The organism is Roseateles violae (assembly GCF_030410485.1).
In the GTDB taxonomy this organism is placed as follows: domain Bacteria; phylum Pseudomonadota; class Gammaproteobacteria; order Burkholderiales; family Burkholderiaceae_C; genus Roseateles_D; species Roseateles_D violae.
This window is the reverse complement of record NZ_JAUHHC010000003.1, coordinates 245,090-264,525: the sequence shown is the minus strand read 5'-3', so window position 1 is coordinate 264,525 and position 19,436 is coordinate 245,090. Positions and strand designations below refer to the sequence as shown.

The 19,436-nt window shown below is 70.6% G+C and carries 15 protein-coding genes; 11 read left to right on the top strand and 4 right to left on the bottom strand.

The window, feature by feature from the left end:
• The first annotated feature begins 11 nt into the window (after positions 1 to 11).
• From nagZ to QWJ38_RS11535, 5 genes are all read left to right on the top strand, one after another.
• Complete coding sequence (nagZ, locus tag QWJ38_RS11555; protein ID WP_290359235.1) at positions 12 to 1,082, top strand: beta-N-acetylhexosaminidase; 1,071 nt, start codon at positions 12 to 14, stop codon at positions 1,080 to 1,082.
• 74 nt (positions 1,083 to 1,156) lie between these two features.
• Entirely contained in the window at positions 1,157 to 1,921 is a 765-nt protein-coding gene (gene modA, locus QWJ38_RS11550) for a molybdate ABC transporter substrate-binding protein (RefSeq protein ID WP_290359234.1), read from the top strand.
• A 173-nt stretch (positions 1,922 to 2,094) separates the two neighbouring features.
• A complete protein-coding gene (modB, locus tag QWJ38_RS11545; protein ID WP_290359233.1) occupies positions 2,095 to 2,766 on the top strand; it encodes a molybdate ABC transporter permease subunit in 672 nt (223 codons plus the stop codon).
• Positions 2,763 to 3,482, top strand: coding sequence for an ABC transporter ATP-binding protein (locus tag QWJ38_RS11540; RefSeq protein ID WP_290359232.1), 720 nt, complete (start codon positions 2,763 to 2,765; stop codon positions 3,480 to 3,482). The genes modB and QWJ38_RS11540 overlap by 4 nt, the downstream gene beginning before the upstream one ends.
• Complete coding sequence (locus QWJ38_RS11535) at positions 3,479 to 4,297, top strand: TOBE domain-containing protein (protein WP_290359231.1); 819 nt, start codon at positions 3,479 to 3,481, stop codon at positions 4,295 to 4,297. The genes QWJ38_RS11540 and QWJ38_RS11535 overlap by 4 nt, the downstream gene beginning before the upstream one ends.
• Positions 4,298 to 4,483: 186 nt before the next feature.
• Here the strand turns inward: QWJ38_RS11535 and QWJ38_RS11530 are convergent, their stop codons facing one another.
• Positions 4,484 to 5,986 (bottom strand): POT-type proton-dependent oligopeptide transporter, encoded by a 1,503-nt coding sequence (locus QWJ38_RS11530; RefSeq protein ID WP_290359230.1) that lies wholly within the window; start codon positions 5,984 to 5,986, stop codon positions 4,484 to 4,486.
• A gap of 114 nt (positions 5,987 to 6,100) precedes the next feature.
• On the bottom strand, positions 6,101 to 9,121 hold the full coding sequence (locus tag QWJ38_RS11525) for an Rne/Rng family ribonuclease (protein ID WP_290359229.1): 3,021 nt from the start codon (positions 9,119 to 9,121) through the stop codon (positions 6,101 to 6,103).
• Between the two features lie 803 nt (positions 9,122 to 9,924).
• On the opposite strand from QWJ38_RS11525, the gene QWJ38_RS11520 reads away from it, so the two are divergent.
• The 4 genes from QWJ38_RS11520 to QWJ38_RS11505 are packed head-to-tail and all read left to right on the top strand — an operon-like array spanning position 9,925 to position 12,962.
• Positions 9,925 to 10,875 carry an RluA family pseudouridine synthase gene (locus QWJ38_RS11520; RefSeq protein ID WP_341850496.1) on the top strand — a complete coding sequence of 317 codons (951 nt, stop codon included), beginning with the start codon at positions 9,925 to 9,927 and terminating at the stop codon, positions 10,873 to 10,875.
• A complete protein-coding gene (locus QWJ38_RS11515; protein WP_290359227.1) occupies positions 10,872 to 11,531 on the top strand; it encodes an HAD family hydrolase in 660 nt (219 codons plus the stop codon). Before QWJ38_RS11520 ends, QWJ38_RS11515 begins: the two co-directional genes overlap by 4 nt.
• A 10-nt stretch (positions 11,532 to 11,541) precedes the next feature.
• The gene (locus tag QWJ38_RS11510) at positions 11,542 to 11,931 is read left to right on the top strand and encodes a Rieske (2Fe-2S) protein (RefSeq protein WP_290359226.1); all 390 of its coding nucleotides are present in this window, start codon (positions 11,542 to 11,544) and stop codon (positions 11,929 to 11,931) included.
• A gap of 38 nt (positions 11,932 to 11,969) precedes the next feature.
• Positions 11,970 to 12,962 carry a S49 family peptidase gene (locus QWJ38_RS11505; protein WP_290359225.1) on the top strand — a complete coding sequence of 331 codons (993 nt, stop codon included), beginning with the start codon at positions 11,970 to 11,972 and terminating at the stop codon, positions 12,960 to 12,962.
• Between the two features lie 4 nt (positions 12,963 to 12,966).
• Here the strand turns inward: QWJ38_RS11505 and QWJ38_RS11500 are convergent, their stop codons facing one another.
• A complete protein-coding gene (locus QWJ38_RS11500; protein ID WP_290359224.1) occupies positions 12,967 to 13,473 on the bottom strand; it encodes a pyridoxamine 5'-phosphate oxidase family protein in 507 nt (168 codons plus the stop codon).
• A 121-nt stretch (positions 13,474 to 13,594) separates the two neighbouring features.
• Here QWJ38_RS11500 and QWJ38_RS11495 point away from each other — a divergent pair, with 121 nt between their 5' ends.
• Together QWJ38_RS11495 and QWJ38_RS11490 are read left to right on the top strand one after the other, a co-directional pair.
• The gene (locus QWJ38_RS11495) at positions 13,595 to 14,611 is read left to right on the top strand and encodes a transglycosylase SLT domain-containing protein (protein ID WP_290359223.1); all 1,017 of its coding nucleotides are present in this window, start codon (positions 13,595 to 13,597) and stop codon (positions 14,609 to 14,611) included.
• Between the two features lie 99 nt (positions 14,612 to 14,710).
• A complete protein-coding gene (locus QWJ38_RS11490; RefSeq protein WP_290359222.1) occupies positions 14,711 to 15,121 on the top strand; it encodes a PaaI family thioesterase in 411 nt (136 codons plus the stop codon).
• Here QWJ38_RS11490 and QWJ38_RS11485 read toward each other — a convergent pair.
• A complete protein-coding gene (locus tag QWJ38_RS11485; protein ID WP_290359221.1) occupies positions 15,109 to 19,410 on the bottom strand; it encodes a DEAD/DEAH box helicase in 4,302 nt (1,433 codons plus the stop codon). The genes QWJ38_RS11490 and QWJ38_RS11485 overlap by 13 nt on opposite strands.
• Positions 19,411 to 19,436 lie beyond the last annotated feature (26 nt).

The following is a 19,436-nucleotide window of genomic DNA, read 5'->3' as shown; positions in this document are numbered from 1 at the left end:
AAGATCGGAAGATGAACGAGAAGATCCTGCATGCCCCGCTGCTGCTCGATGTGGCGGGCCTGGAACTGAGCGCGGCCGAGCGCCGCCGCCTGGCCCATCCGCGGGTTGGCGGCCTGATCCTGTTCGCGCGCAATTTCGAGAGCCGCGCCCAGTTGACCGCGCTGACGGCTGAGGCCAAGTCGATACGGCCCGATCTGCTGATCGCCGTGGACCATGAGGGCGGGCGCGTGCAGCGCTTCCGCAGCGATGGCTTCACCCAGCTGCCGTCGATGCGCGCGCTTGGCGAGCTGTGGATGGACGATGCGATGCGGGCTACGGCCGCCGCCACCGCCTGCGGCTTCGTGCTGGCGGCCGAGCTGCGAGCCTGTGGTGTCGACTTCAGCTTCACGCCGGTGCTCGATCTGGACTTTGGCGAGAGCGGCGTCATCGGCTCGCGCAGCTTCCACCGCGATCCGCGTGTCGTCAGCCTGCTGGCGCAAGCCCTGATGCAGGGCCTGCTGATGGCCGGCATGGGCAGCTGCGGCAAGCATTTCCCCGGCCATGGCTTCGTCAAGGCCGACAGCCATGTGGACCTGCCGGTCGACCGTCGCGGCCTGAAGGCCATCCTGGCCGAGGATGCGAAACCCTATGACTGGCTGGCGCTGAGCCTGTCGGCCGTCATGCCGGCGCATGTGATCTACCCCAAGGTCGATGCGCGGCCGGCCGGCTTCAGCCGCCGCTGGCTGCAGGACATCCTGCGCGAGCGCCTGGGCTTCGGTGGCGCCATCTTCAGCGACGACCTGGGCATGCAGGGCGCGCGCGTGCTGGAGGGCCGCGCGATCGGCTTCGGCGAGGCGGCGCTGACCGCGCTGCAGGCCGGCTGCGATCTGCTGCTGCTGTGCAACCAGTCCGCTATCGACGAGGGCGCGGCGATCGACGCGCTGCTGGCCGAGCTGGAGGCCGCCGCGGCCGATGGCCGCTGGACGCCCGAGCCGGACAGCGAATCGCGCCGTCTCGACCTGCTGCCGCAGACGGTGCCGCTGACCTGGGACGAGCTGATGCGCAACCCGCGCTATCTGGCCGCGATCGAGCGCCTGGTCTGAACGCTTTCTCTCTCGTCATGTACTGAGCTATATTTCCTCATCGCCGCGCGAAGCGGCCGCAGGAGGATGCGCGCATGACCATCGATGGCCGAAAGTCGGGCCGCCGCCTGGCGCTGACCCTGCTGCTGCTGACCGGCATGGCCGCCCAGGCCGCCGAGCTGACCATCTCGGCCGCCGCCAGCCTGGCCAATGCCTTCAAGGAACTGGCCCCGGGCTTCGAGGCCCAGCATCCGGGCACCCGGCTGCTGTTCAATTTCGCTGCCTCCGACGCGCTGCTGGCCCAGATCGCCAAGGGCGCGCCGGTCGACGTGTTCGCCTCGGCCGACCAGGAGACCATGGACAGGGCGCAGGCGCAAAAGCTGATCCTGCCCGACAGCCGGCGCAATTTCGTTCGCAACGCCCTGGTGCTGGTGACGCCGCGCGAGGGCGGCGTCGCGCTGAGCAGCCTGGCCGATCTGCAGAAGCCCGCGGTGCGCCGCATCGCGCTGGGCAAGCCGGAGGCCGTGCCGGCCGGCCGCTATGCCAAGGGCGCGCTGGAGGCGGCGCGGCTGTGGCCGGCCCTCGAGCCCAAGGCCGTCTACGCCGGCAATGTGCGGCAGGCGCTGGACTATGTGGCGCGCGGCGAGGTCGAGGCCGGCTTCGTCTATGCGACCGATGCGGCGGTGCAGCGGGACAAGGTCAAGCAGCTCTTCGTCGTGCCGATCGACACGGTGATCCGCTATCCGCTGGCGGCCGTCGCCGGTGGTGCGCATGCCGAGCTGGCGCGGCGGTTCATCGAGCATGTGCTGTCGCCGACCGGCCAGGCCGTGCTCGCCCGGCACGGCTTCCAGCAACCCTGAGATGAAACCCCTCGTCCAAGGAATACCTTGGCCGGTCCCCCGGGGGGACGGCGATGCTCGCGGCATCGGACCGCGAGCACATCGCCAAGGCGGGCCGGCTTGGGAGCGGCCCGGCGCTCGGCCCGCGACTTTGATACATCGCGCGTTTCGCGAGTGCGCTGGGGTTTGCTCAAATGGCTGAAGCCTGGGTCGCGCTGGCGCTGTCGCTGAAGGTGGCCGGCTGGGCCACCGCCCTCAATCTGGTCTTCGGCACGGCCGCCGGCTTCGCGCTGGCGCGGCTGCGCTTCCCGGGCCGCGACCTGCTGGACGCGCTGCTGACCCTGCCCATGGTGCTGCCGCCGACGGTGCTCGGCTACTACCTGCTGGTGCTGCTGGGCCGGCGCGGTGCCTTTGGCGCCTGGCTGCACGAGCAGTTCGGCATCCAGCTGATCTTCAGCTGGCAGGGCGCCGTCATTGCGGCGTCCATCGTCGCCTTCCCGCTGGTGATGAAGTCGGCGCGTGCCGCCTTCGAGGGCGTCGACGCCCAGCTCGAGCGCGCCGCGCGCGTGCTGGGTCTGAGCGAGGCGGCTGTCTTCTTCCGCGTCACCTTGCCGATGGCCTGGCGCGGCCTCTTGGCCGGCCTGCTCCTGGCCTTCGCCCGCGCGTTGGGCGAGTTTGGCGCGACGCTGATGGTGGCCGGCAGCATCCCGGGCCGCACCCAGACCTTGTCGGTGGCCGTCTACGAGGCGGTGCAGGCGGGCCAGGACGATGTCGCCAATCTGCTGGTGCTGATCATCTCGCTGACCTGCGTCCTCGTGCTGCTGGCGGCCGGGCGGCTGGCGCCGGCGCGGAGCGTGCCGGCATGAGCTTCACGGTGCAGATCCGCAAGCAGCTGCACAGCGGGGCGCGCAGCTTCGAGCTCGATGTCGGCTTCACGACGGCGGCGCGGCGCACGGTTGTCTACGGCCCCTCGGGCGCGGGCAAGAGCCTGACCTTGCGCGCGATCGCCGGGCTCCTGCGGCCGGACTCGGGCCGCATCCTGCTCGACGAGCAGCCGCTCTTCGACGCCGAGGCCGGCATCGACCTGCCGGCGCGCCATCGCGGCCTCGGCTATCTGTTCCAGGACTATGCGCTGTTCCCGCATCTGAACGTGCGGCAGAACATCGCCTTCGGTCTGCGCCGCGGCCTGCTGAACCCCTCGCGGCGCGAGCGCGATCCGGCCGTCGAGCGCTGGCTCGAGGTCTTCGAGCTGGGCCCGGTCGCGCAGCAGCATCCGCATGAGCTGTCCGGCGGCCAGCGCCAGCGCACGGCCCTGGCCCGCGCCCTGGTCAGCGGGCCGCGCGCGCTGCTGCTCGACGAGCCCTTCTCGGCCCTGGACCCGGAGCTGCGCCTGCGCATGCGCGAGGAGTTGCTGGCCCTGCTCGAGCGCATCGCCATGCCGATGCTGATGATCACCCACGACCCCGAGGATCTGGCCTGCTTCGGCCAGGCGCGGCTGCGCTTGCGCGAGGGCCGCATCGTCGACGAAGCATCGGCGCGGCCCGGCGCAAACGCCCTTGTGGCGGACGAGGGCGGACGGTGAGCGGGAAGGAGTCCGCCGCCACGCTGGGTGTCGGTGCCGAGCTGCGCCTGCAGCAGGGCGGCGTCGACCTGGGCGGCAGCCGGCATCTGGCGCTGCTGGCCGAGATCGCGCGCCTGGGCTCGCTGACCCATGCAGCCCGGGCGGTCGGCTTCAGCTACAAGGGCGCCTGGAACGCGATCGAGCACATGAGCAATGTGGCGGGCGAACCCTTGCTGGAACGGATGGCCGGCGGCCGCAGCGGCGGCTTCACGCGGCTGACCGCGCGCGGCGCCGGGCTGCTGCGCAACTACCAGCTGATCGAGCAGGAGCATGCGCGCTTTGTGGCTCGGCTCAATGCCCAGGCGCGCGGACTCGGCGCCGACTATGCCCTGATGGAGAGCTTGGCGATGAAGACCAGCGCGCGCAACCAGTTCGCCGGAGTGATCACCGCGATCCGCGCCGGCGCGATCAACGACGAGATCGAGCTGCGGGTGATCGGCGACCAGACCCTGGTCGCCACCGTCACCCACGAGAGCTGCGTCGAGCTGGGCCTCGCGGTCGGCGCCAAGGCCTTTGCCCTGATCAAGGCCTCGTCCATCCTGCTGATGACCGGGGCCGATGATGTGAAGCTGTCCGCGCGCAACCAACTGCGCGGCCGGGTCGCGCGGCTGGGCGAGGGCGCCGTCAACAGCGAGGTGATCGTCGAGCTGCCCGGCGGCGGCTCGATCGCGGCCATCGTCACCCGCGCCAGCGTGGAGTCGCTGGGCTTGGCCGTGGGCGTCGAGACAACGGCCGTCTTCAAGGCCTCCAGCGTCATCATCGGTGTAGCGGTGTGAACCCCTCGTCCAAGGAATACCTTGGCCGGTCCCCCGAGGGGACGGCGATACTTGCCGGATCGACCGGCAAGCACATCGCCGAATCGGGCCGGCTTGGGGCGGCCCGGCGCTCGGCCCGCAGGTCCGTGTGCCGCGAAGCGCCATAAAAAAGCCACCCGAGGGTGGCATTGTTTTGACCTGCAGCGATCAAGCTCGGTAGTTGTTCAGCATCCGGTAGCTGCGCGCATAGAGCGCGAAGACCAGGGCCGCCACGAGCGCGAAGCCGGCGAAGAAGAACATCTGGAAGGCGGTGACGCTCAAGCCGGTGCTGGCGATCTGCGCGGTCACGGCCTCGCTCTTGACACTGGAGTTCGACAGCAGCACCCAGAGATTGCCGATGGTCACCGACAGGCTCCAGAAGCTCATGATCACGCCCTTCATCGCCAGCGGCGCCTGGCTGTAGGCGAATTCGAGGCCGGTGGTCGAGACCAGCACCTCGCCCAGGGTCAGGATTGCATAGGGCAGCACCTGCCAGACGATGGAGACGGCGTGCTTGTCGTCGATCCACAGCTGCAGGCCGCCGACGACGATCCAGGCCAGGCCCGACATCGCAATGCCGGCGCCCATGCGGCGCAGCGCCGTCAGCCGCAGGCCCATCCGCTTCAGCAGCGGGTAGAGCAGCAGGTTGTTGAAGGGGATCAGGATCATCACCAGGGCCGGGTTCAGCGCCTGCATCATCGAGGACTTGAACCACTCGGGTTTGACCATCTGGTCGGCCTGCAGCACCCAGGTCGAGGCCTTCTGATCGAACAGCGACCAGAAGGGCGTGACCAGGGCGAACAGCACCAGCAGGCGCAGCACCGCGCGCACGCCATCGACCGCCTCGGCCGGATGGACGGCGCGGGCGCGTTCGAGCTGGATCCAGGCGCCGATGCCGGCCAGGCCCAGGCTCAGCACCAGCACCAGGCACAGCGCGGCGACGATGCCGATCTGCGGCGTCAGCGCCAGCGCGCCGAGCGACAGCACCAGGCCCAGGCCGGCCAGCGCCTTGCCCTGCGGGCCGGCGCCCAGCGCCGTGCGCACGACGGGCAGGAAGCCATGCGGGTTCTTCGCCGTCGGCGGCAGATGGACGTACTTCTTGCGGCCGCTCCAGAAGCACAGCGTCGCGATCGCCATCAGCACGCCGGGGATGCCGAAGGCGACGCTGGCGCCGAACTTGTCCAGGAAGATCGGCATCAGCAGCGAGGCGAAGAAGCTGCCGAAATTGATGATCCAGTAAAAGGCGTCGAAGACCTTCTGCGCCAGCGAGCGATTGCTCTTGTCGAACTGGTCGCCGATGAAGGAGCTGACCAGGGGCTTGATGCCGCCCGAGCCGAGCGCGATCAGGAAGAGGCCGGTGTAGAAGCCCTTGATGCTGCTCTCGAAGATGGCCAGGCAGGCGTGTCCGGCGCAGTAGACCAGGCTCAGCCAGAGGATGGTGCGGTACTTGCCGAAGAAGCGGTCGGCCAGCCAGCCGCCCAGCAGCGGGAAGAAATAGACGCCGATGACGAAGGTGTGGAAGACCTCCTTGGCCTCGCCCTTGCGCAGATGTTCCGGCACGGCCAGCAGCAGGCTGCTCATCAGGAACACGGTCAGGATGTTGCGCATGCCGTAGAAGCTGAAGCGCTCGCAGCCCTCGTTGGCGATGATGAAGGGGATCTGCGGCGGCATCTGAGGCCGGCCGGCGGCTTGGCTTGGAGTGCTCACTAAAAACTCGGGCTCGATGGCGGAAAGAAAAAACCGCCGGACTGGCGAACCAGACCGGCGGTGTCGTGGGGCCTTGGCTTACTGCTGTTCGAAAGGCAGCTTGATCTGGGCCAGATCCTTGCGCGTCTCGACCAGCACCAACGGGCCCTCGTCGATCGTCACGACCGGCGGACGCTCGCGCGGCACATGGATGGGCTTGGGCTCGGCGGCGATGGCCTCCTGGGCCGCGCGCACCTTGTCGGCGTCGGAGTTGACCCATTGCAGACCGGCGCCTTCGGCGACCGCCTGCAGCGCGGTGACCGACAGCTCGAAGGCCGGCACGGTCACGGCCGGGGCGGCTGCAAGCGCGGCGGCCGGTGCCGGCACCGCCTGCTCGGCGACCACCGGCTGCTCGATCACCGGGGCCGGCTCGGCCTGCACCGGCAGGCCGGCTTCGACGACCGGCTCGTTGCCGGCGGCGAGCTCGCCGTTCGCGGCGGCTTCGCCCTCGCCGGCGGCGTCGATCTGGCCATCGGCCTGACCTTCGCGGCGCTCGCGGCGGAAGCGGTCGCGGCTGCGGCGGCGGCGGCCGTCGCGGGCCTGACCCTCGCCGACATCGTCACCCTCGCTGCGCTGCACATCGGCCTCGGCGCCCGGCTCGACCGCCTCGCCTGCCTCGGTCGCGTCGACCTGGCCGGCGGCGACTTCGCTGCCGCTGGCTTCGCCGGCACGGTCCTCGCGATCGCGACCACCACGGCGGCGGCGACGGCCACGGCCCTGGCGCTCTTCGCTGCCGGCGGCCTCGCTGGCGCCGGCGGCTTCGCTGCCCTCGGCCTGCGTGTCGACAAAGGCCGGCGCGTCATGCTCGGCCGCGACCGGCATGTCCAGCGCTGCCTGCACCGGCAGCGTGGCGACCTGTTCGGCCGTCGCCGCCGGCGTCACGCCGCGTTCCTGGCGCTCGCCACGCTCACCGCGCTCGCCGCGGTTGCGGCGGCCACCTTCGCCGCGCTCGGCACGTTCACCGCGCTCAGCGCGCTCGCCGCGTTCCTGGCGCTCGGCGCGCACGACCTCGTTGCCGGTCTCCGGCTTGGCCTCCCCGCGTTCGCCGCGACGGTTGCCGCGCTCGCCACGCTCCGGACGCTGCTGGGTCGACGCGGCCTCGCCACGGGCTTCCTGCGGGCGGCCTTCGCCGCGCTTGCGCTCGCCGGCACGCTCGCCGCGTTCGCCACGCTGCTCGCCATTGCGCTCGCCGCCACGGCCACCGCGGCCGCCACGGCCGCCATCGCGGCCGCCGCCCTCACGCTTGCCGGCGCGTTCGCCGGCCGGCTTGGCGCCAGCTTCGGGCTTGGCCGCCGCCGGGGCCGGCGCGGGCGCTGCCTCGCCGCCGAACAGGCTCTTGATCCAGCCGAAGAAGCCACCGCCGGCCGGAGCCGGGGCAGGGGCTGCCACCGGCGCGGGCGCCGCGGCCTTGACCGGCTCGGGCTTGGGCGGCGTCGGCGCGGAGACCGGCGCCGGCTGCTCGGGCAGGATGCCCTTGATCACCGGCTCCTGCTTGTTCTTCTTGTCGCCAGCATCGCGGCGGGTGATGCCCACCTCGTCGTCCGGCTCCTCGATCATCGTGTAGCTGGCCTGCAGATTCTCCAGGCGCGGATCGTCGTGGCGCAGGCGCTCGAGCTTGTAGTTGGGCGTCTCGAGATGCTTGTTCGGCACCAGCAGCACGGTGACGCGCTGCTTCAGCTCGATCTTGGTGATCTCGGTGCGCTTCTCGTTCAAGAGGAAGGAAGTCACCTCGACCGGCACCTGCACATGCACGGCGGCGGTGTTGTCCTTCATCGCCTCTTCCTGGACCATGCGCAGGATCTGCAGCGCCGACGATTCGGTGTCGCGGATATGGCCGGTGCCGTTGCAGCGCGGGCAGGTGATGTGGTTGCCTTCGCTCAAGGCCGGGCGCAGACGCTGGCGCGAGAGCTCCAGCAGGCCGAACTTGCTGATCGAGGCGAACTGCACGCGGGCGCGGTCCTGGCGCAGCGCATCGCGCAGGCGCTGCTCGACCTCGCGGCGGTTCTTCGACTCTTCCATGTCGATGAAGTCGACGACGATCAGGCCGCCCAGATCGCGCAAGCGCATCTGGCGGGCGATCTCGTCGGCCGCCTCGAGATTGGTGCGGGTCGCGGTTTCCTCGATGTCGCCGCCGCGGGTGGCGCGGGCCGAGTTGACGTCCACCGAGACCAGGGCCTCGGTGTGGTCGATCACGATGGCGCCGCCCGAGGGCAGGTTGACCGTGCGGCTGAAGGCCGTCTCGATCTGGTGCTCGATCTGGAAGCGGCTGAACAGCGGCGCGTCGTCGCGGTAGCGCTTCACGCGATGGCCCTGGTCGGGCATCACGTGGTTCATGAACTGGTGCGCCTGCTCGAACAGATCGTCGGTGTCGATCAGGATCTCGCCGATGTCGGCGGTGAAGTAGTCGCGGATCGCGCGGATCACCAGCGACGACTCCTGATAGATCAGGTAGGCACCCTTGCCGCCCTTGGCCGCGTCGTCGATCGCCGACCACAGCTTGAGCATGTAGTTCAGGTCCCACTGCAATTCAGCAGCGGAACGGCCGATGCCGGCGGTGCGGGCGATCAGGCTCATGCCCTTCGGATACTCGAGCTGGTCGAGGTTTTCCTTCAGCTCCTCGCGGTCCTCGCCCTCGATGCGGCGCGAGACGCCACCGCCGCGCGGGTTGTTGGGCATCAGCACCAGGTAGCGGCCGGCCAGCGAGACGAAGGTGGTCAGCGCCGCGCCCTTGTTGCCGCGCTCTTCCTTCTCCACCTGGACCAGCAGTTCCTGGCCTTCCTTGATCGCGTCCTTGATCGTCGCGTTGCGCACCTCGACGCCGTCGCGGAAGTACTGGCGCGAGATTTCCTTGAAGGGCAGGAAGCCGTGGCGGTCCTCGCCGTAGTCGACGAAACAGGCTTCGAGCGAGGGCTCGACCCGGGTCACCACGGCCTTGTAGATATTGCCCTTGCGCTGTTCCCGGCCTTCGATCTCGGTCTCGAAGTCGAGCAGCTTCTGGCCATCGACGATCGCGAGGCGCCGTTCTTCCGGCTGCGTCGCGTTGATCAGCATGCGCTTCATGTCATCACTCCTCGCGCGCCCTTCCTGGGCGCGCAGCATCACGCCGCCGCTGCTTTGAAGCCAGCGACGGACCAACCGATGCACGGGCAAGGAGGAAAGAACCGAGGAAGGAATCGCCCTGGACTGGTCGTGATCGCTACCGCGGTCGGCGGGCGCTCAGAGAATCAGCGTTGGCGCGTGCGACGCAACAGTCGCGGCGGCGCTTGCCCGCTCCCGTGAACGCGCGTCATCTTGACGATGCAGCGCGGCCCGGCCACGGCGACGCCCGGCAGCCGCATCGGTTTCGAACCGGGGCTGCACCTGCGTGCGGTGGGGGGTGGGGGGAGTGAAAGGGCTCATCCGCGTGGACTGTTGGACGCTGGCGCGAGGCGGCCGGACATCGTCCGCCTCACGCCGTGGAAACCTTTTTCTTGTGTCCGGCCGGCTCAGTGGAGCCGCGCCCGACGTGGTTCGTTCTTCATTGCTCTGCCGCACGGCAGCCCGAGCCGCCTTGTCGCTTGGGGACAAGGCCCGCTCTCGCGGCCATGCGTTGCATCACCCTTTGTTCGGTGCGCTCGAATCGAATCGCCGCGCGCCTACACCCTGCCGCCCGCGTAAAATCTGAAAAATCAAATACTTACGGCGGCAACGTGGTGAGCAACATTATAAGGGCCAAAGCCCGGCCGCCGAGCGCCGCAAAAGCCAGGCCGCCGGCCGCCGTCAAAAAACCGGTCCCGGCGGCCCCGCAGCAGAGCGTTAACGGCGCCGCTGCTGCAGCAGCCGGTAAGCGCGCGCCAACATCGGTGCCCCAGGCCGCACCGGCCGTGCGTCGTGTGACGATCGACGAAGGCTCGGCGGGGCAGCGCCTGGACAACTTCCTGCTGCGCGAACTGAAGGGCGTGCCCAAGACCCATGTCTACCGCCTGATCCGCGCCGGCGAGGTGCGGGTCAACAAGGGCCGGGCCCAGGCCGACACGCGGCTGGAGCTGGGCGACGAGGTGCGCGTGCCGCCGGTACGCCTGCCCGAGCGGGTGGAGGCCGAGAAGGACTTCGTACCGGCGCGCGAATTCCCCATCGTCTACGAGGACGAGCACCTGATCGCCGTGAACAAGCCGGCCGGCGTCGCCGTCCATGGCGGCTCCGGCGTCAGCTTCGGCGTGATCGAGCAATTGCGCCGGGCGCGGCCGCAGGCCAAGTTCCTGGAACTGGTGCACCGGCTGGACAAGGAAACCTCGGGCCTCTTGCTGATCGCCAAGAAGCGCAGTGCGCTGACCTCGCTGCAGGACCAGTTCCGCGAGCGCGAGACGGGCAAGACCTATGCCGCGCTGGTGATCGGCGACTGGGCCGAGAACAAAAAGGTCATCGACGTGCCGCTGCTGAAATTCGTCGGCAGCGACGGCGAGCGCTGGGTGCGGGCGGTCGAGCACTCGCACGATCCGCAGGCCGGCCAGGCCAAGCGCTCGATCAGCCTGGTCAAGGTCGCGCGCAAGCTTGACGGCCACACCTTGCTCGACGTGACCATCAAGACCGGCCGCACGCACCAGATCCGCGTCCATCTGCAGCATGCCGGCCACCCGATCGTCGGCGACCCCAAATACGGCGATTTCGAGGCCAACCGGGCGCTGGCGCGCGGCGCGCTGAAGTTCGAGCGCATGTTCCTGCACGCCAAGCGCCTGCGCTTCCAGCACCCGGCGCGCGAGGAAGAGATCGAGCTGAGCGCGCCGCTGCCGCCCGAATGTGAGAAGCTGATTGCCGCCCTGACACCGAAACAATGAGACCCCAACGTTTTGATCTGATCGCCTTCGACTGGGATGGCACCTTGTTCGACTCCACCGCGCTGATCACGCGCAGCATTCAGAACGCCGCCGTCGATCTGGGCCTGCCGCGGCCCAGCGACGCGGCCGCCAGCTATGTGATCGGCATGGCCCTCTATCCGGCGCTGGCCCATGCGGTGCCCGAGCTGCCGCCGGAGCGCTACCAGGAGATGGGCCTGCGCTACCGCCATCATTACCTCGGTGCCCAGCACGAGATCAGCCTGTTCGACGGCACCTTGGAAATGCTGGCGGCGCTGAAGGACCGGCATCACTGGCTGACCGTGGCCACCGGCAAGAACCGCCGCGGCCTGGACGAGGCGCTGCGGCTGGCCGCGCTGCAGCAGATGTTCGACGGCAGCCGCACCGCCGACGAAACGGCCGGCAAGCCGAATCCGCAGATGCTGCTGGAGCTGATGCGCGAATTCGGCGCCGAGCCGGAGCGCACGCTGATGATTGGCGACACCACGCATGACCTGCAGATGGCCGTAAACGCCGGCTGCGCCTGCGTCGGCGTCAGCTACGGCGCGCACGATCACGAGAGCTTCGCCGAGTTCAATCCGCTGTTCGTCGCCCACTCGACGGCCGAGCTGCGCGATTGGCTATTGCAACACGCCTGATGCTTCCACGATGAACGACACCAAGGACAAGTCCGCGCCGCTGCCCCTTTGCGCATCCGAGGATCTGCAGGAGCGCGGCCGCGCCTTTGGCTTCGATGTGCTGCAATACCGGCAACCGGCGCGCGCCTTCGCCTTGCGCTTCGAGGGCCAGGCGGTGGCCTATCTGAACCGCTGCGCCCATGTGCCGACCGAGATGGACTGGCAGGAAGGCGAGTTCCTCGATGGCGACAAGCGCTTCATCATGTGTTCGATTCACGGCGCGGTCTACGATCCGCTCAGCGGGCGCTGCGTGAGCGGCATGTGCGGCCGCATCGGCCTGAGCAAGATCGAGCTCGAGGAGCGCGAGGGCAAGGTCTATTGGTATCCTTCCCGTGACACCCGGCCCGTGTTCGAGGACTGAGCAGACAGCCAAGCACCGGGCCCCAGCCCCCACACCCCATGAACTCCGACGACTCCCTGCCCCCGCCGATCCGCGACCCGCTGCCCGAACCCGCCGCGCCCAAGGCGCCGGCCGGCTACGAGCATTTGCTGGCCCAGTTCGCCCATGACTACCTGCGCGACCGCCGCAGCGAGCGGCGCTGGAAGCTGTTCTTCCGCCTGCTCTGGCTGGCCCTGATCGTGTTCGCCGCCTGGGCCTTCTGGGCGCAGAGCCACCATATCGCCTCGCCGTCGACGCCGCACACGGCCCTGGTCGAGGTGCATGGCGAGATCGATGCCGACACCGAGGCCAGCGCCGAGCTGATGCTGTCGGCGCTGAAGAGCGCCTTCGAGGATCCGGGCGCGCAGGCCATCGTGCTGCGCATCAACTCCCCCGGCGGCAGTCCGGTGCAGGCCGGCATCGTCTACGACGAGATCCGCCGCCTGAAGGCCAAGCATGGCAAGAAGGTCTATGCCGTGGTCGAGGAGATGTGCGCCTCGGGCGCCTACTACATCGCCGCCGCGGCCGACGAGATCTATGTGGACAAGGCCTCCATCGTCGGCTCGATCGGCGTGCTGATGGACGGCTTCGGCTTCACCGGCCTGATGGACAAGCTGGGCGTCGAGCGCCGGCTGCTGACCGCCGGCGAGAACAAGGGCATGCTGGATCCGTTCACCCCGCTGCAGCCCAAGCAGCGCGCCTATGCGCAGCAGATGCTGGACCAGATCCACCAGCAGTTCATCGCCACCGTGCGCGAGGGCCGCGGCAAGCGCCTGAAGGAAACGCCCGAGATGTTCTCGGGCCTGTTCTGGAACGGCGAGCAGGCGGTCGCGCTGGGCCTGGCCGATCACTTCGGCAATCTGGACTTCGTCGCCCGCGAGGTCGTCAAGGCCGAGGACGTGATCGACTACACGCCGCGCGAGAACGTCGCCGAGCGCCTGGCCAAGCGCTTCGGCGCCGCCATCGGCGAGGGCGCCGTCAAGGCGCTGCGCTCGCTGGCGCCGCTGCGCTGATCGATCAGCCGCGCATGCGCACCTCGCGCGATTCGCCCAGATCGCGCGGCGGCTCGCCGCCCAGGGCCGCCTTGGCCATCGCGAACAGCTGCACCAGCTTGTTCTCCTTCACGTCCCAGTAATGGGCGTGGGTGATCTGCACCTCGACCAGGGCCAGGTCCGGGTCCTCGGCGCCGCCGGGAAACCAGGCCTCGGCCAGCTTGTTCCACAGCTGCCGGGCCTTGGCGCGGTCCTCGACGACGCGGGCGCGGCCCGAGACCGAGACATAGCGGTCCTGGCCGCCGTCGGCATAGCTGACGTTGACCTCGGCCCCGCTGGCCAGATCGCCGACCGGCTCGCTGCGGCGCGACATGAAGAACCACAGGCTCTCGTCCTCGTCGATCGCCCGGTTCTGCGTCGTCATCGGGCGCGAGTGCAGATGGCCGTTGCCGTGGCGGGTGGTGAACATCGCGAAGCGGATGTCCTTGATCAGTTCCCAGAGTCGTTCGCGCGAACTTTCGGCTGCTTCCATGGCGTGCTCCCGTTGCTGAAAACCCATTGAAGCCCGCGCGCCGAGCGCCGGTAATCGGCCCGCGACGGGCGCGCTTGTAGGACGGGACCGGCTTGCCGCATTGATTGATAGACTGCGGCCCGTGTCCGCGAAGCTTTTGCCCCGACTGCTGACGACCACGCTGCTGCTGGCCGGCGGCCTTGCCGCGGCGCAGGTGCCGGGCCTGAGCCTGGAATCGCTGCCGCGGCCGAGCACGCCGCCGCCCGAGGCCGGTCCGGTGGTGCCGGCCCAGGTCGAGCGCTGGCGCCGCGAGGGCGAGGCCTACGAGCATGGGGACGGCGTGCCGCGCGATGCGGTGCAGGCGGCCCAGCTCTACTGCCGCGCCGCGCGCTATGGCGATCCGGTCGCCCAGTACAACCTGGCTTGGATGCTGACCAATCCGCGCGGCATCGAGCGCGATGATGCCCAGGCCGCGCACCTGTTTGCCGCCGCCGCCGAACAGGGCCTGGCCCAGGCGCAGAACATGGCCGCCGCGATGGGCACGCCGCAGGGCCCGCCGCCGGCCTGCCTGCGCCCGCCGGACAGCGATCCCAAGCCGCTGGCCGCCGCCGCCAAACGCCAGCCCTGGACCCTGCCGCCCCCGGCGCCGCCGGCCAATGCGCCGGCGGTGATCGTGCGCTTCGTGCAGCTGGTGGCGCCCGACTACCAGCTGGCGCCGCATCTGGTGCTGGCCGTGATGGCGACCGAATCGAACTTCGACCCGCTGGCCCTGTCGCCGAAGAATGCCCAGGGCCTGATGCAGCTGATCCCCGACACGGCGGCACGCTTCAACGTCAAGAAGCCCAGCGACCCGACCCAGAACATCCGCGGCGGCATGGCCTATCTGCGCTGGCTGCTGGCCTATTTCGAGGGCGATGTCGCGCTGGCGCTGGCGGCCTACAACGCCGGCGAGAAGGCGGTCGACCGCTACCGCGGCGTGCCGCCCTATGCCGAGACGCGCCTCTATGTGCGCCGCATCCTCGCGGCCATCGGCGGCCAGCGCTCGCACCCCTTCGACCCCTCGGTGACGCCGCCCTCGCCGATGCTGGCCCTGATGCGCGGCGGCGATTCGATCGCGGCGACCGCGGCGCCGGCGCGGCCGCCGCAGCGGCGCCCTTAGCGGCGCAGCCTCCGCCGGCTTGTCGACGGCGGCGCGGCCGGCGCTATTGCACACTGCGGCGATTTACTCATTCATTCCGCTACGGAGCCTTGCAGCACCATGGTCACCCCCGAGCAATTCAATCAGCGCGGCGCCGGCAATCTGCCCGGCCATCTGGGCATCGTCGTCACCGCGGCCGGCGCCGGCGAGGTGCAGGCCGAGCTGAGCGTGCGACCCGAGCTGATGGCGCCGAACGGCTTCCTGCACGCCGGCAGCGTCGTCACCCTGGCCGATACCTCGGCCGGCTTCGGCTGCCTGGCCCATCTGCCCGAGGGCGCGACCGGCTTCACCACCATCGAACTGAAGTCCAACCACCTGGGTACCGCGCGCGAGGGCACCATCGTCAGCACCGCCAAGGCCGTGCACCTGGGCAAGACGACCCAGGTCTGGGATGCGGTCGTCACCCACCGCGAGACCGGCAGGACGATCGCGCTGTTCCGCTGCACGCAGATGATTCTCTACGCCAAGTAGGCCTCGGCCACGGCGCTCGCCGGGGCTAGCTCCGGCAGCAGCGTCAGCGCGCGCCGCGCCTGCTGCTGCTCGGCCGGGCTCATCGGCTGCAGCAGCGTGATCTCGCCGGCCGCCAGGGTCGCCACCGGCAGCGCGTCGCGGTAGAGCACGCGCGAGCCGGCCAGGCGCGGCAGCCGCGGGCCGGGCAGCAGCGTGCCCAGCAGATTGGCCGGATCGCTGGCCGACAGGCAGAGCAGGCCCGTGGCCGGCGGATGGCGGCGCAGCTCGCGCATGCGCGCCACCGCCTCCGGCAGCGCGAACTGCTCGCCCGACAGGCCGGCAATGAAGCGCCCGCCGCGCAGCTCGCCGCGCGCCTCCAGCCGCCGGCACAGGCGCACCAGCTCGCGCCAGGGCGGCAGCCAGGCCGCCTCGCGCTCCAGCAGGCGCCAGGCAATCACGCCATAGCGGCGCAGCAGGGTCTTCAGCACATGCTCGATGTCCTCGGGCGCGGCCGGCTGCGTGCGCGTCGGCAGCAGCGACCAGCGCCCGGCGTCGGCGATGCCCGGCAGCGGCCGCGCGCGCTGGCGCCGCGCCGAACGGCTGGGCACGCGCTTGGACGGCGGCACCATCAGCGCCCGCAGGCCGGCGAAGCTGTCGCAGCTGGCGCGGCCGCGCAGCACCAGCTCGGCCAGCGCGTCCTCCAGCTCCGAGGGCAGCAGCCGCGTGCCCTGCAGCATCTCGTCGAAGAAGGAGGCGCCCTGGGCGGCCAGATGGTCGGCCAGGCGCTGCGCGCGCGGGCTCAGCAGCTCGGCGTCCTGCGCCGGCGCCGGCGCGACGCGCGCCCACAGCGCGGCGCTGCGCCGCGGCAGCAGCAGGATGGGCGTGGCGCGCAGCGAATTGCCGCCGCTGCCGGGACCGCTGGCGCTGGCCGGCCGCAGCCGGATCCAGGTCGTGCGGCCGGCGGTGCAGAGCTCGTCCAGCCAGGCGCTCGCGTAGTCGCGCAGCCGCGCCGGCAGGATCTCGCTCTCCCACAGCCCGGCCGGCGCCTCGTAGCCCTCCAGCTGGACCAGCAGCGCCGGCAGCGCCTCGGCACCCTCCAGCTGGCTGCCAGGGCCGAGCTGCTGCCAGTCGAACAGAAAGCGCTGGAACTCGCGCGGCTCGACCGGCGCGATCTCCTGGCGCAGGCGCTTGAGCGTGTAGCGGTGGATGCGCGCCAGCAGATGGCGCTCGCACCATTCGACGGCCGCCGCGTCCGCCGTGAAGCGCCCCTGCAGCACGCTGCCCTCCGCCTGCAGGGCCAGCAGTGCCGGCTCGATCTGCTCGCGCGGCAGCCTCAGCTGCGCCATCAGCGCCTCCACCGTCACCGGCCCCAGGCCGGCCAGCCGCGCGCGCAGCAGCTCGCGCAGCGCGTCCTCGCGGCCACCAGGCGGGATCTCGTAGCCGGCCGGCGGCGCGATTGCCGGCTGCAGCGCCGCCGCCGGGTAGAGCAGGCGCAGCTCGGCCAGGCGCTCGGCCACGGTCCACAGCCCCTCATCGTCATCGAGCGCCAGCCGCGTCGTCCGCTGCGCCTGGGCCAGCGCCGCCAGCCAGCCGGCCCAGCCCTCGTTGGCGCGGACCTCCGCGTCGGTCACCACGCCCAGCATGTTCAGGGCCTCGTGCATCTCGTCGGCATGGCGCGCCAGCGGCCAGGCCTCCTCGCGCACGGCGTCGATGGCGGCCGGGTCGAGCCGGCCGAGTTCGTCGGCAGCTTCGGGATCGGCATAACGGCGTGCCTGCACGGCCTGCGTGCGGCGCTCCTCCAGCGGCGCGTCGTCGAGGAAGGCGTAGGGCTTGGCGTTCAGCGCCTCGGCCGCCAGCGGCGAGGGCGCGGGCAGATCGCGCGCGACGAGCTCGATCTCGCCGGCCTCCAGCCGACGCAAGAGCGCCAGCCAGCCCTCGGCGTCCATCGCCTCGTAGAGGCAGTCGTCCAGCGTCTGGCGGACCAGCGGATGGTCCGGAATCTCGCGCTCGCCGGCGATGTTCTCCAGGCAGGCCACCTGGTCCGGGAACACCGCGGCCAGCAGGTCCTCGGCGCGCATGCGCTGCAGCTGCGGCGGCACCTTGCGGCCGCCGCGAAAGCGCGGCAGGGCCAGCGCATTGGTCGCGTTCCAGCGCCAGCGCTGGCCGAACAGCGGCGCGTCCAGCAGCGCCTGCACCAGCACGTGCAGGGCGGTGGCGCTGTGCAGATAGCGCGCCACCTCGGCCAGCACGAAGCTGTGGCCGGTCGACAGCGAGAGCACGATGGCGTCTTCGGTGGCCGCCGCCTGCAGCTCGAAATTGAACTGTCGGCAGAAGCGCTTGCGCAGCGCCAGGCCCCAGGCGCGGTTGAGCCGGCTGCCGCGCGGCGAGTGGACCAGCAGCTGCATGCCGCCCGATTCGTCGAAGAAGCGCTCGAGCACGATGCGCTGCTGCGTCGGCAGCACGCCCAGGGCGGCCAGCGCGCGGCCCAGGTAGTCGACCAGCTGGACGGCCGCGGCCTCGTCGAGGCGCAGGGTCTCGCGCGCCCAGGCCAGCGGATCAGGCGCGGCCTCGAACTCGGCGCGCAGCCGCGCGACCGCGAAGCTCAGCTCGTCGCTGCGGCCCGGCGCCTCGCCGAGCCAGAAGGGGATGTTGGGGGCCGCGCCCTGCGCGTCCTCGACCCGCACCATGCCCGGCTCGACGCGCAGGATGCGGTAGCTGGCGTTGCCCAGCTGGAACACGTCGCCGGCCAGGCTCTCGACCGCGAAGTCCTCGTTGACGGTGCCGATCTTCTCGGCCTGCGGTTCCAGCATCACCTGGTAGTCGCCGGCCTCCGGAATCGTGCCGCCCGAGGTCAGGGCCGTCATCCGCGCACCGCGGCGCTCGCGCAGGCGGTGCTGCACCGCATCGCGATGCACATAGCCGGCGCGCGGGCCCTGGCGGGTCGTGAAACCCTCGGACAGCATGCGCAGCACGGCCGTGTACTGCTCGCGGCTCAGCTGCCGGTAGGGCCAGGCGCGGGTCAGCAGCGCGAACAGCGCATCCTCGTCCCATTCGCGGCAGGCGACCTCGGCGACGATCTGCTGCGCCAGCACGTCCAGCGGCGCCGGCGGAATGCGCAACGCATCGAGTTCGCCGCGGCGGACGGCGTCCAGCAGGGCTGCGCATTCCACCAGCTCGTCGCGCGTCTGCGGGAACAGCCGCGCCTTGGGCACGCCGCCCACCGCATGGCCCGAGCGCCCGGCGCGCTGCAGCAAGGTGGCGATGGAACGCGGCGAGCCAAGCTGGCAGACCAGCTCGACCTCGCCGATGTCCAGCCCCAGCTCCAGCGAGGCGGTGGCGACCAGCACGCGCAGCTCGCCGCGCTTGAGCCGCTGCTCGGCCAGCAGGCGGGCCTCCTTGGCCAGGCTGCCATGGTGGGCCGCCACCGCCTCGTGGCCCAGGCGCTCGCCCAGCTGGCGCGCCGCGCGCTCGGCCATGCGCCGCGTGTTGACGAAAACCAGGGTCGTGCGATGGGCCAGCACCAGCTCGGCGACGCGGCCGTAGACCTGCTCCCACTGGTCGTTGGAGATCACCGCCGACAGCGGCGTGGGCGGCACTTCGAGCGCCAGATCGCGCCGGCGCGTGTAGCCGATGTCGACGATCTCGCAGGCAGTGCCGCCGGTCAGGAAGCGCGCGACCTCGTCGATCGGCTTCTGCGTCGCGGACAGGCCGATGCGCTGCACCGGCCGGCCGCACAGCGCCTGCAGCCGCTCCAGGCTTAGCGCCAGATGGCTGCCGCGCTTGCTGGCCGCCACCGCATGGATCTCGTCGACGATGACGCTTCGCACCGAGGCCAGCATGCGGCGGCCCGAGACCGAACCGAGCAGCACATAGAGCGACTCCGGCGTCGTCACGAACACATGCGGCGGCTTGCGCAGCAGCTGCGCGCGCTCGCGGGCCGGCGTGTCGCCGGTGCGCACGGCCGTGCGGATCTCGACATCGGGCAGGCCCAGGCGCTGCAGCTCGGCGCGGATGCCGGCCAGTGGCAGCTCCAGATTGAGCTGGATGTCGTTGGACAGCGCCTTTAGCGGCGAGACGTAGACGACCGCGCATTCATCCGGCAGGCCGCCCGGCGCCAGGCCGGCGCGGACCAGCTCGTCCAGCGCCGACAGAAAGGCAGTCAGCGTCTTGCCGGAGCCGGTCGGCGCCGCCACCAGCGTGTGCCGCCCGGCCTGGATCGCCGGCCAGGCCGCCCGCTGGGCCGGCGTCGGCGCGGCGAAGCGCTGCTGGAACCAGGCCTGGACGGCGGGGTGGAAGGCGGAGGACGACATGGCTAACGATATCGGGGCGGGCGGGA